Origin of the sequence: Cedecea davisae (assembly GCF_044095835.1) — a bacterium.
In the GTDB taxonomy this organism is placed as follows: Bacteria; Pseudomonadota; Gammaproteobacteria; order Enterobacterales; family Enterobacteriaceae; genus Cedecea; species Cedecea davisae.
The window spans coordinates 130,758-146,115 of record NZ_CP172054.1 but is presented as its reverse complement, the minus strand read 5'-3'; the positions used below and the strand labels follow the sequence as shown (position 1 = coordinate 146,115).

General features: G+C 55.3%; 15 protein-coding genes. 3 read left to right on the top strand and 12 right to left on the bottom strand.

All coding sequences use genetic code 11. The features are described from left to right. Nucleotides 1-35 precede the first annotated feature (35 nt). Nucleotides 36-629, top strand: coding sequence for a YhgN family NAAT transporter (locus ACG1VR_RS01105; protein WP_016538559.1), 594 nt, complete (start codon nucleotides 36-38; stop codon nucleotides 627-629). Between the two features lie 400 nt (nucleotides 630-1,029). On the opposite strand, the gene ACG1VR_RS01100 is transcribed toward ACG1VR_RS01105, so the two are convergent. From ACG1VR_RS01100 to ACG1VR_RS01075, 6 genes are all read right to left on the bottom strand, one after another. Next, nucleotides 1,030-1,464: a hypothetical protein gene (locus tag ACG1VR_RS01100; protein WP_395489985.1), complete on the bottom strand. Its 435-nt coding sequence runs from the start codon at nucleotides 1,462-1,464 to the stop codon at nucleotides 1,030-1,032. 115 nt (nucleotides 1,465-1,579) lie between these two features. Next, nucleotides 1,580-2,920: a gluconate transporter gene (gntU, locus tag ACG1VR_RS01095; RefSeq protein ID WP_039898906.1), complete on the bottom strand. Its 1,341-nt coding sequence runs from the start codon at nucleotides 2,918-2,920 to the stop codon at nucleotides 1,580-1,582. Further along, entirely contained in the window at nucleotides 2,917-3,450 is a 534-nt protein-coding gene (gntK, locus tag ACG1VR_RS01090) for a gluconokinase (RefSeq protein WP_016538562.1), read from the bottom strand. Before gntK ends, gntU begins: the two co-directional genes overlap by 4 nt. A 149-nt stretch (nucleotides 3,451-3,599) precedes the next feature. Then, a complete protein-coding gene (gene gntR, locus ACG1VR_RS01085) occupies nucleotides 3,600-4,595 on the bottom strand; it encodes a gluconate operon transcriptional repressor GntR (protein ID WP_395489984.1) in 996 nt (331 codons plus the stop codon). Nucleotides 4,596-4,689: 94 nt separating this feature from the next. Beyond that, on the bottom strand, nucleotides 4,690-5,385 hold the full coding sequence (locus ACG1VR_RS01080; RefSeq protein WP_395489983.1) for a pirin family protein: 696 nt from the start codon (nucleotides 5,383-5,385) through the stop codon (nucleotides 4,690-4,692). A 123-nt stretch (nucleotides 5,386-5,508) separates the two neighbouring features. Then, nucleotides 5,509-6,546, bottom strand: coding sequence for an oxidoreductase (locus ACG1VR_RS01075; protein WP_395489982.1), 1,038 nt, complete (start codon nucleotides 6,544-6,546; stop codon nucleotides 5,509-5,511). Between the two features lie 809 nt (nucleotides 6,547-7,355). Between ACG1VR_RS01075 and ACG1VR_RS01070 the strand changes: the two genes are divergently transcribed. Further along, nucleotides 7,356-7,853, top strand: coding sequence for a GNAT family N-acetyltransferase (locus ACG1VR_RS01070; protein WP_395489981.1), 498 nt, complete (start codon nucleotides 7,356-7,358; stop codon nucleotides 7,851-7,853). Between the two features lie 109 nt (nucleotides 7,854-7,962). Here ACG1VR_RS01070 and ggt read toward each other — a convergent pair whose 3' ends face one another. Further along, nucleotides 7,963-9,705: a gamma-glutamyltransferase gene (ggt, locus tag ACG1VR_RS01065; protein ID WP_395489979.1), complete on the bottom strand. Its 1,743-nt coding sequence runs from the start codon at nucleotides 9,703-9,705 to the stop codon at nucleotides 7,963-7,965. Nucleotides 9,706-9,826: 121 nt separating this feature from the next. Between ggt and ACG1VR_RS01060 the strand changes: the two genes are divergently transcribed. Next, on the top strand, nucleotides 9,827-10,189 hold the full coding sequence (locus tag ACG1VR_RS01060; RefSeq protein ID WP_039898907.1) for a DUF2756 family protein: 363 nt from the start codon (nucleotides 9,827-9,829) through the stop codon (nucleotides 10,187-10,189). A gap of 3 nt (nucleotides 10,190-10,192) precedes the next feature. On the opposite strand, the gene ugpQ is transcribed toward ACG1VR_RS01060, so the two are convergent. From ugpQ to ugpB, 5 genes are all read right to left on the bottom strand, one after another. Continuing rightward, nucleotides 10,193-10,933, bottom strand: a complete 741-nt coding sequence (gene ugpQ, locus ACG1VR_RS01055) for a glycerophosphodiester phosphodiesterase (RefSeq protein ID WP_016538569.1) — start codon at nucleotides 10,931-10,933, stop codon at nucleotides 10,193-10,195. After that, nucleotides 10,930-12,000: a sn-glycerol-3-phosphate import ATP-binding protein UgpC gene (locus tag ACG1VR_RS01050; RefSeq protein ID WP_016538570.1), complete on the bottom strand. Its 1,071-nt coding sequence runs from the start codon at nucleotides 11,998-12,000 to the stop codon at nucleotides 10,930-10,932. Before ACG1VR_RS01050 ends, ugpQ begins: the two co-directional genes overlap by 4 nt. 3 nt (nucleotides 12,001-12,003) lie before the next feature. Beyond that, complete coding sequence (gene ugpE, locus ACG1VR_RS01045) at nucleotides 12,004-12,849, bottom strand: sn-glycerol-3-phosphate ABC transporter permease UgpE (RefSeq protein ID WP_016538571.1); 846 nt, start codon at nucleotides 12,847-12,849, stop codon at nucleotides 12,004-12,006. Further along, entirely contained in the window at nucleotides 12,846-13,733 is an 888-nt protein-coding gene (gene ugpA / locus ACG1VR_RS01040) for a sn-glycerol-3-phosphate ABC transporter permease UgpA (RefSeq protein WP_172568829.1), read from the bottom strand. The genes ugpE and ugpA overlap by 4 nt, the downstream gene beginning before the upstream one ends. A gap of 87 nt (nucleotides 13,734-13,820) precedes the next feature. Further along, nucleotides 13,821-15,137: a sn-glycerol-3-phosphate ABC transporter substrate-binding protein UgpB gene (gene ugpB / locus ACG1VR_RS01035; protein WP_172568828.1), complete on the bottom strand. Its 1,317-nt coding sequence runs from the start codon at nucleotides 15,135-15,137 to the stop codon at nucleotides 13,821-13,823. Nucleotides 15,138-15,358: the final 221 nt, after the last annotated feature.

Genomic DNA, 15,358 nt, shown 5'->3' with positions numbered 1-15,358 from the left:
AACAGAAATAACTTGCCAGATTTTGGGGAAAACAGATGACAGAAATCATATCCGCTGCGGTTCTACTGATCCTGATTATGGACCCGCTCGGCAACCTGCCGATATTTATGTCGGTACTGAAACATACCGAGCCTAAGCGCCGCCGGGCAATTATGATCCGCGAACTGCTGATTGCCCTGCTGCTGATGCTTATCTTCCTGTTTGCCGGCGAAAAAATCCTCGGCTTCCTGAACCTGCGGGCGGAAACCGTCTCCATATCAGGAGGGATTATCCTGTTCCTGATAGCAATTAAGATGATTTTCCCGACTCAGGAAGGCAGCTCGTCCGGCCTGCCCGCCGGTGAAGAGCCGTTTATCGTACCGCTGGCTATTCCTCTGGTTGCCGGCCCTTCTCTGCTGGCGACGCTGATGCTGCTTTCGCACCAGTATCCAAACCAGATGGGGCATTTAGTGGCCGCGCTGATGCTGGCCTGGGGCGGCACCGTGGCAATTTTGCTGCAATCGTCGCTGTTCCTGCGCCTGCTGGGTGAGAAAGGGGTTAACGCCCTTGAGCGCCTGATGGGCCTGGTGCTGATTATGATTTCCACCCAGATGTTCCTGGATGGGATTCGCACCTGGATGCGTGGGTAAGCATTATCCCCTCCTCCAGACGGCCAGTCTTCTATGAAGATGTGAAGAAAGTTCCGTTCACCTCAAGTAAGGGTTCATATGCAGCTACCGAACCGGTGAACGTCTTAGGGGAGTCACCGTCACTCCCCTAAGAACCCGGACTCCCGTCAAAATAAATCGACCGCTGAAGCGGCAGACCTCAGTTTTATCTCCCAGCCCTGGGTCGGCTGAGATGCGTTCCCGACGCTCACAGCCTCCGGTCGTTCCGGACGCCCGGACCCTGGTCAGTCGGAGAGAAAACTGAGGCAATTTAAGCCGGAACCAGGGCCTGGCTTTTAGCCCGCAGACGTACTGAAAATAACAGTAGCTTCAGATCCCACAGCCACACTCTTGTTCCCGGCTCTCATCGCCCCCGGCATCTTCACGAACACATATACCGATATGGCCCCGGCTCGCATGCACGCAGCCAGAGGTGAAGGTTTTCCTGCTTCAGCGTATACATGCCGCCAAAAAACGGATCGACAACCAGCCATCCCGGCACGCCGAAGAAAATAATGTTGCCGAATAAATACCAGTGGCTTAAACGGGTTTCCAGCGGAAGGGAGATCGAGTAATACCCTTCATGCTTTAGCGTCAGCGTGTAGTTTTTCTTCCCGAAGTAGCTGCCGTCCGTCTTTTTAAGCGTAACGGAGCCTGGCGTGGTGCCCTGCGCGGCGATTTCACCCTTGTCATCAAAAATCGTGAAGGCTGCGCTGGCTGGCGTGCTGTCGATATAAACCGTGGCGTCATTGTTACTCACCAGCGTTGCACAGCCGGTTAGCAGCGGGAATAACAGTAAGAAGAGTAATTTTTTCATTCGGACGCTCTCTCTTTAATAGGGAGTAATAGCGTCACGATGAGAGGCAAGCTTAATCGTAGAAAACAAAACACCCGGCAATAGCCGGGTGTTTGAAGCAAGATTTGAGGCGATATTAAGACAGCAGGCTGAACGCAATCATGCCGACAATCGCCCCGGTGGTGCCGAGGATGGTTTCCATCATCGTCCAGGTCTTCAGCGTTTGCGCTTCGGTCGCGCCGGTAAACTTGCCGAACAGCCAGAAGCCCGCGTCGTTTACGTGGCTCACCACGATAGACCCACCCGCGATACAGATAGACAGAGCGGCCATCTGCGCGCCGTTATAATGCAGCTGTTCGATAACAGGCATCACCAGGCCAACGGCGGTCAGGCAGGCTACGGTCGCGGAACCCTGAATAATGCGTACCGCAGCGGCCAGCACGAAGCAGGTGATAGCAATAGGCAGGCCCATGCCGGTTAGCGCTTCACCCAGAGCGGGACCCACGCCGGAGTCGACCAGTACCTGTTTGAACACGCCACCCGCGCCGATAACCAGCAGGATGATACCCGCAGGCTGCAACGCCTGGCCGCAAACCGCCATCACCTTCTCTTTTTCCATGCCCTGGCGGTAGGCCAGACCATAAATCGCTACCAGGCAAGCAACCAGAATCGCGGTGAACGGGTGGCCGATGAACTCGAGCCATTCGTACAGCGTGGAGCCAGGCGCGGTAAAGCGAGCGGCGATTGTTTTCAGGCCAACCAGCACCAGCGGCAGCAGAATAAGCGACAGGCTGAAGCCAAACGACGGCAGTTTGCCCTCGCCTAAATGCGGCTCGGAGATGTCCTCCGGGATTTTCAAATCAACAAATTTGCTGATAAAGCTGCCGAACAACGGCCCGGCGATAATCATGCCCGGGATAGCGGCGCACAGACCAATCAGGATCATCCAGCCAAAGTCGGCGTGCATCTGGGAAGCCAGCAGCATTGGCGCTGGCCCCGGCAGCAGGAACGCAGCGGCGGCGGCAACGCCCGCAAATAGAGGAATAACCAGCTTCACAAGGTTGGTGCCGGTGTGGCGAGCCATGGAGAACGCGACGCTAATCAGCAGCACGATAGCCACTTCAAAGAACAGCGGCAGCGCGCAAATCAGGCCGGCCAGACCAATCGCATAGTGAGCGCGGCTGTGGCCGAAAGATTTCAGCATCTTGACGGCAATCTGATCCACCGCACCGGTTTCATGCAGGATCTTGCCGAACATCGCGCCAAGCGCGACGACAATGGCAAGGAAGCCCAGCGTGCCGCCCATGCCTTTTTGCATAGTGTCAGCGATTTTGTCGAGCGGCATCCCGGAAAACAGGCCTGCGCCAATAGAAACCACCATCAAAGCAACGAAGGCATGCATACGCGCCTTCATTACTAAAAACAGCAGTAACAGCACGGAGCCGACTGCCGTTAAAACAAGCGTTAATGTACTCACTCTGCGCTGCCTTTGTTGATTAATGCGAGGGTGCTGGCGACAACGCCGTCCAGCGGCTGGTCGATATTGACGACCAGAACATCTTTTTCATCCGCCTGCGGCTCTTGCAGGGTTTCGAATTGGGTCACCAGCATCTGGGTTTTGAAGAAATGGCCTTTGCGAGCTTTCAGGCGGCTTTCAATCACCTCGAAATCACCCTTCATATAGATAAAGGAGAGATTCGGGTTGCCGTCGCGCAGCAGGTCGCGGTAGTGCTTTTTCAGCGCCGAGCAAACAATCAGTGAAACCTTGTTGGTACGCTGCATGGCGAATGCCGCGTCGTTTAACGCCTTCAGCCATGGAGTGCGATCGTCGTCGTTCAGCGGTTCGCCGGAGGCCATTTTCAGGATGTTGCTGCGAGGATGCAGGAAGTCGCCGTCAAGGAACGCGGCGTTCAGCCGATGGGCAACTTCGCTGGCAACGGCGGATTTACCGCTGCCGGAGACGCCCATCAGGACGTAAATATGGTGGTCGTGATTAGTAGTGCTCATGATGGCTCCGACTCTGACACAAAACTTTGCGTCTAAATTTGTTACGGGTAACAGTTACCGATAACATTTTCCGGGCTGGCTGCACAATAAGCAATAACCATTAGCTTGCAAAGTGTATATCTGTGAGCTACATCAAATAAAAAAATAGACTAAATCGAGCCGCCGGGCGACAGCGTAAAGCCTAAATCGAGCATTTGAGGCGTGATGGTTTCACCGCGAATACGCGCCAGCAGCCGCTCGGCACCGATGCGCCCCATGCGTTCACGCGGGGTCAGCACGCTGGCGAGGCGCGGCTCCATGACCTGGCCAATATCGTGGCCGTGGAAACCGGCAATCGCCATATCCTGAGGAATGCGCAGGCCCTGGCGCTGGCATTCAAAGGCCGCGCCGATCGCTAAGTCATCGTTGGTACAGAAGATGCTGTCGAGCTGCGGGTATTCGCGTTTTGCCTGGCGCAGCAGCTCAATACCGGTGGAATAAGAAGAGGAGTTTTCAATCATCACGCTGTAGGGCGTCAGCCCCGCGTCGAGCATCGCCTGCTCGTAGCCTTTTTGCTTGATAAGGGTACGTTCATCGAGACGCGCCCCAAGGTAGGCCACATGTTTATGGCCCCGGGCGATAATAGCCGCCGTCATCTGGCGAGCTGCTTCAAAGTTATCGAACCCCACGGCGATGTCCAGACAAGGCGACATGCTGTCCATCAATTCCACCACCGGTATACCGGCGACTTCAATCATCTTCAGCGTTCTGGGAGTGTGGTTGCGCTCGGTCAGGATCAGGCCGTCGATGTTCCACGAAAGCATCGACTCCAGGCGCTCCTGCTCCAGCTCGGGCTTGTAGCCATAGTGGGCGAGCATAGTCTGGTAGCCGTGGGCATCAATAACGTTTTCAATCCCGCGCAGCACTTCGGCAAACACCTGGTTGGTGAGCGAAGGAAGCAGGACGCCAATAGCGCGGCTGGTTGAATTAGAAAGGATATCCGGCGCACGGTTCGGGATATAGCCCAGTTCATCTAACGCGGCGGCAATTTTAACCTGCAGCGCGGCAGACACCTGGTCAGGATTGCGTAAGAAACGGCTGACCGTCATTTTGGTCACGCCTACGCGATCTGCAACATCCTGTAGTACCGGTCTTTTCTTTTTCATCGTCCTGCCTGGCTTGTAAAGTTTCGACAGCCGAGTTTAGCACGGACAAAAGAAAACCCGCCCTTTTTCAGGGGCGGGTTGTGACGGGTAACGTTTATACCGGCGGCAGATTGAACAGCAATATTTCGCTCGCTTCGTTGGCATGAACAGAAATAGCCTGCTCATCCCACACGGCTATCGCATCACTGGTTTTTGCCTGCGTGCCGTTGATGGAGACATCGCCTTTCACGACCTGGATCCACACGCGGCGATCGGCCGGAATTTGGTACACCGACTGCTCATCTTTCGCCAGCGCCCAGCGCGACAGTTCCATATCCTGATAAACCTTCAGGGAGCCGTCACGGGCATCCGGGGAAAGTACCAGCTGGCGGCCCTGCGGCGCATCAAAACGGCGCTGATCGTAACGCGGCGTAATCCCGGTTTTTTCCGGAATGATCCAAATTTGGTACAGGCGCAGCGGTTCGGTTTCGCTGGCGTTGTACTCGGAGTGACGGATGCCGGTCCCGGCGCTCATAATCTGGAATTCACCGGCAGGCACGCGTTCTTTATTGCCCATGCTGTCCTGGTGTTCTACCGCGCCTTCCAGCACGTAGGTCAGGATTTCCATGTCTTTGTGCGGGTGAGTCCCGAACCCCTGGCCGCCGTCGATAACATCTTCGTTAATCACGCGCAGCGCCGAGAAGCCCATAAAGTTAGCATCGTAATAGTCGGCAAAAGAGAAGGTATGCCAGCTATCCAGCCAGCCGTGATTAGCGTGGCCGCGGTCCTGTGCTTTTCTTAAATAGATCATGATATGTCCTCCGCAATTCGTTTGATGGGATAAGTGTGGACCCATTTAGCGGAGGATCATAGAGGGTGAAAATTGACTCCTCTGTTCAAAAAAAATGAATAAGTCAGAGGAGCCAAAATACCATCAGGAGAGGCTTATAGCGGCAGGAGACGGCTGTTCAAATCCGCGCTCCAGAATTTCCAGATTGGTGAGAACTTCAATTTCACTGACGTAATTTGGCTTGCCGTTTATCAGGGTTTCATACAGCGCATCGTAAACGCGGCCATAGTCGCCCTGCTCCGGCTTCCACTCTTCACGTACCGTTTCTCCGGATTCGTTCACATACTCAAGCTGCGCCACGCTGCTGTCGGCGGCGAAGCCCGGTTCGCCCGGCATGATGTACGCCTTGAGGCTGGTTTCCTGCTGGTCGATACCGTATTTCACAAACGAGCCTTTGGTGCCGTGAACGATAAATTTCGGGTAGTCGATTTTCACCAGATGGCTGGTTTTCACGATAGCCTTCAGGTCGCCATAAAACAGCTGGGCTTCAAAGGTGTCGTCCGGGTTGGCTTTATTACGCAGGCTACGAATGTCGTAGGCAACGTGGTCGGGGCGGCCAAACAGGGAGATGATTTGGTCCATGGTGTGCACGCCAAGGCCGTAGAATGCGCCGTCCGCAGGTTTGCCCGGGTTAGCGGCCGCCTCAGGGCGATACATATCAAAGTGGCTTTCGATTTCCACGATTTTGCCAAGCTTGCCGCTCTCGATGGCTTTTTTCATGGTCAGGAAGCAGGAATCAAAGCGGCGGTTCTGATACGGCGAAACAACAAGCCCTTTTTCCTTCGCCAGCGTCAGCAATTCACGCGCCTCGGCAAGCGTTGGGGTAAACGGTTTTTCCACCAGCACGTTTTTACCCGCTTCCAGCGCTTTTTTTGCGTACTCAAAGTGGCTGTCAACGTGGGTACAAATCACCACCAGCTTCACTTCAGGATCGTTGAGAATATCGTCCAGCTGGCTGGTAAAGTGGATGCCCGCGTATTGCGGTTGCTGCTCCAGCTCCGGCTTTTCGCTGCGGCGGAAGATGTGGGCAACGTGGAGCTTGTTTTTGCGGACCAGAACGAACGGGAGATGGTAGCGGGTGGTGCTTTTACCGAATCCGATAAAGGCGCAGTGTAGGGTCATTTCATTGTCCTTTTTGATTTGAGCTGCCTTTACCTTACTGCATTTTTCACCCGTATTTTATTAAAACTGGACAAAGGTTTGCCCAAATTAGTTGGAGTTGTAGCAAGGCGGCAAGGGAAGGCATCCCGATGAGCTTACTTGGGTAAGTGATTCGGGTAACTGAGCGCAGCCAACGCAGCTACGGCTTCAAATAAGAAAGACTGAGGTTTGCCCACATTAGTTGGAGTTGTAGCAAGGCGGCAAGGGAAGGCATTCCGATGAGCTTACTTGGGTAAGTGATTCGGGTAACTGAGCGCAGCCAACGCAGCTACGGCTTCAAATAAGAAAGACTGAGGTTTGCCCACATTAGTTGGAGTTGTAGCAAGGCGGCAAGGGAAGGTATCCCGATGAGCTTACTTGGGTAAGTGATTCGGGTAACTGAGCGCAGCCAACACAGCTACGGCTTCAAATAAGAAAGACTGAGGTTTGCCCACATTAGTTGGAGTTGTAGCAAGGCGGCAAGGGAAGGTATCCCGATGAGCTTACTTGGGTAAGTGATTCGGGTAACTGAGCGCAGCCAACGCAGCTACGGCTTCAAATAAGAAGGGCAAAAAAAAAGCCAGCACCCGGCTGGCTAAAGTAATACTGGAAGCAATGTGAGCAATGTCGTGCTTTCAGGATGTCTCCGTAGGGGTCTCCCCTGAACGCATGGCAATAATAATCATTATCATTCGCACTTGTAAAGTTTTTTTTGAAAAAAATGGCATTGACTTGAACTTCAAAGTCAATGATGTTTAAAAGGTTTTCCATAACCCATTGAGGATAAAAGGATGAAATCTGTTGTCGTGCGTCACGCCGAACCCGGCGATGCGGAAGCTTTACAGAAAATGTATGCCCATCCGGCGCTTTACCGCGACACGCTACAGCTACCTCATCCGCCTCTAAAAGCCTGGTATGACCGAATTACTGACCCCAAACCGGGCAGCCGGCATCTGGTGGCCTGCGTTGGAGATGAGATTGTCGGGCAACTGACGCTGTCGGTGGAGCAGTCTCCACGCCGCAGCCATGTGGCAACATTTGGCATGGGCGTGCATGCCGACCATCAGGGCAAGGGCGTTGCTTCGGCTCTGATTCAGGAGATGGTTAACCTGTGTGACAACTGGCTGCGCATCAGCCGTATTGAGCTAACGGTGTATACCGATAACGCACCGGCGCTGGCGGCCTACCGCAAGTTTGGCTTCGAGGTGGAAGGCACCGGCAAGCGCTTCGCCCTGCGCGACGGCGAGTATGTGGACGCTTACTTTATGGCACGTTTTAAACCGGAGTGATTTTTACCCTCACCCCGCCCCTCTCCCTAACAGGGAGAGGGAGAAAGAAAAACTGGCTTCAGCTTGAACGCTCCCCTCTCCTTTTTAGGGAGAGGGGAAAGTAATATAATCAGTATCCTGCCGCTAAATCATCTACCGAGCGCGGGTCTGAAGCGCCATAAAGCTTGCCGTCCGGCGCGACCATAATGCTTTGCGTACTGCCCATAGCCGCCTTCACTTCGACGTTTTGCCCCTTCTCTTTAAGCAGTTTTAGCGTATCCGGGCTAAAGCCCTTCTCCACCCTCAGCTCGTCCGGCAGCCACTGATGATGGAAGCGCGGGGCATTGGCCGCTTCGGCAACGTTCATTCCAAAGTCGATGCTGTTGACCACCATTTGCAGCACGGTGGTGATAATGCGGCTACCGCCCGGGCTACCGGTCACCAGCCATGTTTTACCGTCTTTCACCACAATCGTCGGCGACATAGAAGAAAGCGGGCGTTTATGTGGCCCCACGGCGTTGGCCTCCCCACCTACCAGCCCGTAAACGTTGGGCGTGCCGGGCTTGGCGGAGAAGTCATCCATCTGGTTATTCATCAGAATGCCGGTATTACCCGCAACGATGCCGGTGCCAAATACGGTATTGAGCGTATAGGTTACCGCCACAGCGTTGCCGTCTTTATCCACCACCGAGAAATGTGTGGTCTGGTCGCTTTCATAAGGGGCAAGTTTGCCGGGTTTGATTTCACTCGACGGGCGGGCTTTGTTGATATCGATTTTCTCGGCCAGTGATTTCGCATAGGCCTTGCTGGTCAGCGCCTGCCAGGGCACCTTCACAAAATCCGGATCGCCAAGATATTCCGAGCGGTCGGCGTAGGCATATTTTTCGGCCTCGGCCATAACCTGCATCGCATCGGCGCTGCCGAAGCCATATTTCGCAAGGTCGAAGTTTTCGAGAATATTCAGGATCTGCACGATATGAATACCGCCGGAAGACGGAGGCGGCATGGAGTAAACCTCATAGCCACGGTATTCGCCGCTGACGGGCTTGCGCTCCACCGCTTTATAGTTGGCGAGATCCTCCTTACTTATCAGCCCGCCGTTTTTTGCCATCTCTTCGGCAATCTGGTCGGCAATCGTGCCTTTATAGAAAGCATCCGGCCCCTGCTCGGCAATCATCTCCAGGCTTTTTGCGAGGTTCGCCTGCACCAGCTTATCGCCTTTTTGCAGCGGCTGGCCGTCAGCCTTCCAGAAAATGGCCTTGCTGTTTTCGTGGTTCAGGATCACTTCCGCACCGTACTGCTTGAGATCGTCCGCCAGCGCATCGTTGACGGTAATACCATCACGCGCCAGCTTGATCGCAGGCTGCACCACTTTGTTCAGCGGCATAGTGCCGTATTTCTCCAGCGCCAGGCTAAAACCGGCCACGGTGCCGGGCGTGCCGGAGGCCAGGTGTGAGGTCAGCGATTTTTTGCTGTCCGCATTGCCTTTATCATCCAGGAACATATCGCGGCTGGCTTTCTCAGGCGCCATTTCACGGAAGTCAATGGCGACGGTTTTGCCGTCTTTCGTTCGCAGCATCATAAAACCGCCGCCGCCAATATTCCCCGCCTGCGGGTGCGTGACCGCCAGCGCATAACCCACGGCGACTGCGGCATCAACCGCATTGCCGCCCTGCTTTAAAATCTCAACGCCAACCCGGGTTGCCGCCGCATCCTGAGAAGACACCATTCCATGTTCGGCTACAACAGGATGGTGAACATCCACTTCCACGCCGTAAGAAACCGGCGGAGGAGCCGCAACACCCGGCAGGCATAGCCCAATTAACAACGCCGGGATAGCGGCCCAGCTCAGTTTTTTCCACTGTTTTATCATCGTTATATCCTCATTTACCCGGGGAAAGTCCCCGCTTAATCCTGGTTCACAAATCCGAAATAATCACCGTGTGAAGGGAAACGGAGTAAACTTAAAAAGCCCCTGACGGGAGGAGATGACGATGAAAAAAGTATGGCTTTTGGCAGCCCTGCTGCCCTTAACGGCGCTGGCCCAGCCGCTGAACACCACCAATAATCCAAACCTGCCTGGCTACCAGAATCCGAGCCAGCAGCGCATGCAGTCGGAAATGCAGGCTCAGCAGACCCAGCAGCAGGGGATGCTTAAACAGCAGCTTCAGACGCAGAGCCAGCTTCAACAGCAGAAGCTACAGACGCAGCTCAACAACAACTCGCAGCGGGTTTTACAATCACAGCCGGGGATAAGGGAGCAGCCGCTACCGAGCGGCAAAAACGGGATGCTGAAGGCAGGAAACGGCGGCATGCTGAATCAAAATAGCTCAACTCTGCCGCCCGTTACGCCGTAAAACTCAGGCGTTAAAATCAGGGCCAATCTCGTCGATGCGATCGGTACAGATGGCATCGACGCCCCACTCCAGCAGCACCGCTGCACGATGCGGAACGTTCACGGTATACACCAGAATATATAAGCCCGCCGCTTTCAGCTCCTTCACGCGAGCCTCATCCAGCAGTTGATGATTCAGGTGAATCGACACGCACTGTAAACGGGTGGTCAGTTCGCGCCAGTCGTCACGCCATTCGTCCAGCAGCAGCCCGCGAGGCAGCTCAGGTGCAGCCTGCTGCGCGGCTTCCAGCGCCGGGATTTCAAAAGACGAAAGCAGCGGTGCGGTTTGCCCGGCCCACAATTCGCGGGCGGCCAATGCCACCACTTTACCGGTTTCCGTTTCCAGGCCGGTGGTCGGCTTGATTTCGATATTGGCCATCATGCCGTGCTGCCTACAGCGTTCGGCAACCTGAGAGAGCAGCGGCAGCGGCTCGCCGGCAAATTCGCGGCTGAACCAGCTACCCGCATCCACTTTCAGCAGGTTATCCCAGTTCAGCTCTCCGGCAACGCCCCAGCCGTTGCTGGTGCGCTCCAGGGTATCGTCGTGCAGCAGGAAAATTTGCCCATCGCGTGAAAGCTTGGCGTCAAACTCAATCATGGTGTGGCCGTAGCGCGCCCCCACGTCGATTGCCGCGAGGGTATTTTCCGGTGCCAGTTTACCGCCGCCACGGTGGGCGACGATTTTTGGATAGGGCCAGTTGCTCATAAGCGTTGTCCGTTTTTACCATCAAAGAAGTGCAGATGTTCTTCCGGCAGATGGACCCACAGCGTGGTTCCCGGCTGAGGACGCTCCTGGTGTGAAAGGCGAATAACCACCTTTTGACCGCCCCAGCGGCCGTGCACCAGGTTATCGGCGCCGAGCATTTCCAGAGTTTCAACAACAATGGGAATGCCGCCTGCAGCCTGTGAGCTTATCGCAATATGTTCCGGGCGGATACCCAGCGTCATCGGGCGGCCAACCCACTGTAAATGCTGGCTGCCAATTGGCAATACGTCACCGCCATCCAGCTCAAAGCGCGAGCCGTCGATGCTGATTTTGCCCTCCAGCAGGTTCATCGCAGGAGAGCCGATAAAGCTGGCAACAAAGCGGCTGGCCGGGCGCTCATAAACTTCAACCGGAGTACCAATTTGCTCCGCTATGCCTTTGTTCATCACCATCACGCGCTGGGCGAGTGTCATGGCTTCGACCTGGTCGTGCGTAACGTACAGGCTGGTGGTTTTCAGGCGGCGATGCAGCTGCTGTAGCTCAAGGCGCATCTGCACGCGCAGCTTGGCATCGAGGTTGGACAGAGGTTCATCGAACAAGAATACCGCCGGGTCACGCACGATGGCGCGGCCCATAGCCACACGCTGGCGCTGGCCGCCGGAAAGCTCGCGCGGGCGGCGGGTTAACAGCGCATCCAGCTCAAGAATACGGGCGGCTTCCAGCACTTTCTGGCGGATTTGTTCTTTGCCCAGACCGCGAATTTTCAGCCCCCACGCCATGTTCTCTTCCACCGTCATATGCGGGTAGAGGGCGTAGTTCTGGAACACCATCGCAATGCCGCGTTCTTTTGGCTCCATGTCAGTGACGCGCTGGCTGTCAATCCAGATGTCGCCGCTGGTGACCTGCTCAAGCCCGGCGACCATACGCAGCAGCGTAGATTTACCGCAGCCCGACGGCCCAACCATGACGATAAATTCGCCGTCCGCTACGTCAACGGTCAACGGCTGGATCACCTGGGTCTTGCCGTCCCAGCTCTTACTTACTGCCTGTAACTTTAAACCTGCCATGGGCTATTTCTCACTATCAACCAGGCCACGCACAAACGCGCGCTGCATTACTAAAACGATAACTACCGGAGGAACAAGAGTCAGCAGCATTGCCGCCATGACCTGGTTCCACTGCGTCACGCCATCACCGCTGGCAATCATTCCTTTAATACCCGCCACGGCGGTTCCCAGGTCAGCGTCGGTGATAATCAGCAGTGGCCAGAGATACTGGTTCCAGCCGTAGATAAAAGTGATCACGAACAGCGCGGCCAGATTGGTTTTGGACAGCGGCAGTACGATGTCAAAGAAAAAACGCATCGGCGAGGCGCCGTCGATGCGGGCCGCTTCCATCAGCTCGTCTGGCAGCGTCATGAAAAACTGGCGAAACAGAAACGTGGCGGTAGCCGAAGCCATCAGCGGCAGCGTCAAACCGGTGTAGCTGTCGAGCATTTTCAGGTTAGAGATAACCTCTACCGTCGGGAAAATACGCACTTCAACCGGCAGCATCAGGGTGATAAAGATCATCCAGAAGAACAGGTTGCGCAGCGGAAAGCGGAACCAGACGATGGCGAAGGCCGACAGCATAGAGACGGCGATTTTGCCAATGGTTATCACCAGCGCCATCACCGTGCTGTTAAACAGCATCCGGCTAAAAGGCGCGCTGTTCACCGCCACGCCGTTGTTCCAGATATAGCTGATGTTTTCCCACAGATGGGTGCCGGGGATAAGCGTCATCGGCGTATCAAAAACCGCTTTGTTATCCAGCGTCGCGGCGACAAACGCCACGTACAGCGGGAACAAAATCACGATAATGCCGAGGATGAGCAGGGTATGGCTGAAGATAGTCAGCCCGCGACGGTTCTCAATCATTGGTAGCGCACCTTACGTTCAACGAAGCGGAACTGAACCACCGTCAGGACAATCACCAGCAGCATCAGCACCACCGATTGCGCCGCCGAGGAAGAGAGATCCAGCCCGGCAAACCCTTCGCGATAAATCTTGTAGATAAGCGTGGTGGTTGCCTGAACCGGGCCACCGCCGGTTGCCGCGTCGATAACCGGGAAGGTATCGAAGAAGGCATAAACCAGGTTCACCACCAGCAGGAAGAAGCTCACCGGGGCGATAAGCGGCAGCGAAATAAAGAAGAAGCGGCGCACCGGGCCAGCTCCGTCAATGGCTGCGGCTTCCACCAGCGAACGAGGGATCGACTGCAGGGCGGCGAAGAAGAACAGGAAGTTATAGCTAATCTGCTTCCACACGGAGGCGAACACGACCAGGAACATGGCCTGGCCGCTGTTCTGCGCGTGGTTCCAGTTATAGCCAAACTCTTCCAGTACGTGGGTAATCAGCCCGCGCCCCGGGTTGAACAGGAAGATCCACAGCACCGCGGCGATGGCGGGTGCAACGGCATAAGGCAGCAGCAGCATGGTTTGATAGAAGCGGCTACCGCGTACCACGTAATCGACCAGAGCGGCAAAAAACAGCGAGACCAGCAGGCCGCTGCCCGCCACCAGGCCGCTAAAAATCATCGTGGTGTAGAAAGAGTCCAGATAGTAGCTATCGTGGAACAGCTGCACGAAGTTATCCAGGCCAACAAAGTGGCTGGACAGACCAAACGGGTCAAGGTTTTGCAGCGAGTACCAGAGGGCTTCGCCCGCCGGCCAGATAAAGAAGATGACGGTGATAATCAACTGCGGCAGCACCAGGGCGTAGGGGAGCCAGCTTGAGCGAAACACCGGGCGAGATGATGACATAGAGTTACTCGGTTTATGTTGATACGGGTGGAGCTATGCCCCTCATCCCGCACTCTCTTTCAGGGAGAATGCGGGATGGGGTAGATCTTATGACTTGGTAGACTGCTCGAAGCGGCGCAGCAATTGGTTACCACGCTCAACGGCGGTATCCAGAGCCTGTTGTGGCGTCTTCTTGCCGGTCCATACGGATTCCAGCTCTTCATCAACCACGGTACGGATCTGCGGCATGTTGCCCAGGCGCAGGCCTTTAGTGAACGGCAACGGCGGCTTGTTCAGCATCTGGCGGGTTGCGGTATCCGCACCCGGGTTCTTGTCGTAGAAGCCGTCTTTACGAGTCAGGTCGTAAGCCGCGGTGGTGATTGGCAGGTAACCGGTTTTCTGGTGCCATTCAGCGGCGATTTCCGGCTTAGCCAGGAACTGCATGAACTCGGCAACGCCTTTATACGTTGGCTTGTCTTTGCCCTGCATAACCCACAGGCTTGCACCGCCGATGATGGCGTTCTGCGGAGCGCCTTTCGCGTCTGCGTCGTAAGGCATCATGCCTACGCCGTAGTTGAATTTCGCGTACTGGCGGATATCAGCCAGAGAGCCGGAAGAAGCGGTGGTGATTGCGCAATCGCCGTTGTAGAACTTCTCGGTAGACTCGTCTTTACGGCCGAAGTAGGTGAAATCGCCCTTCTTGTTCATCTCTTCGAGCATCGCAATGTGTTTCACCTGCTCTGCTTTGTTGAACTCGAGAACCGCGTCAGTGCCGTCGAAGCCGTTGTTTTTAGTCGCAAACGGCAGGCCGTGCCAGGCGCTGAAGTTCTCCAGCTGGATCCAACCCTGCCAGCCGCTGGCGTAGCCACACTTCATGCCGGCCGCGCGCAGTTTGGCGCTGTACTCGGCAACGTCCTGCCAGGTTTTAGGCGGCTGGTCCGGGTTCAGGCCAGCTTTCTTGAAAGCGTCTTTGTTGTAGTACAGCACCGGCGTGGAGCTGTTGAAAGGCTGGGACAGCAGGTGGCCCGTTTTGGAGTCGGTGTAGTAACCGGCAACGGTCGGCACGAACTGTGATTCGTCGAAGCTAATCCCTGCGTCTTTAAACACTTCGTAGACCGGCTTGATAGCTTTGGAAGCCATCATGGTCGCGGTGCCAACTTCATAAACCTGCAGGATGGCTGGTGCGTTACCGGAGCGGTATGCCGCAATGCCCGCAGCCAGGCTCTGCTCGTAGTTGCCTTTATAAACCGGCACAATTTTGACGTCAGGATGCGTTTCGTTGAAGCGGGTAGCCAGAGAATCAACTTCTTTACCCAGTTCCCCGTCCATTGAATGCCAGAAAGGGATGGTGGTAACGGCCATCGCCTGGCTGGCAAATGCCAGACCCAGCGTCAGCGCCAAAGCTGTGTGTCGTAACGATGTCATTCGGTTATCTCTCTTGTTGTGCCGGATGCGCGAAATCACGCGTTTTATGCTCGCGAGGTAACATGACACGCTCGAATGACAGAAAAATAACGGCCGGATGACAGAATGGTTACAGCGGGGTGAATGAAATGTTTCTTTGGATCGGGGGGGATATATTTTCTTCGCCCCTCTGAGCAGGGGGGGGCAAACAACACCGAGTAGCCTGATGCCCTCACCCCGAC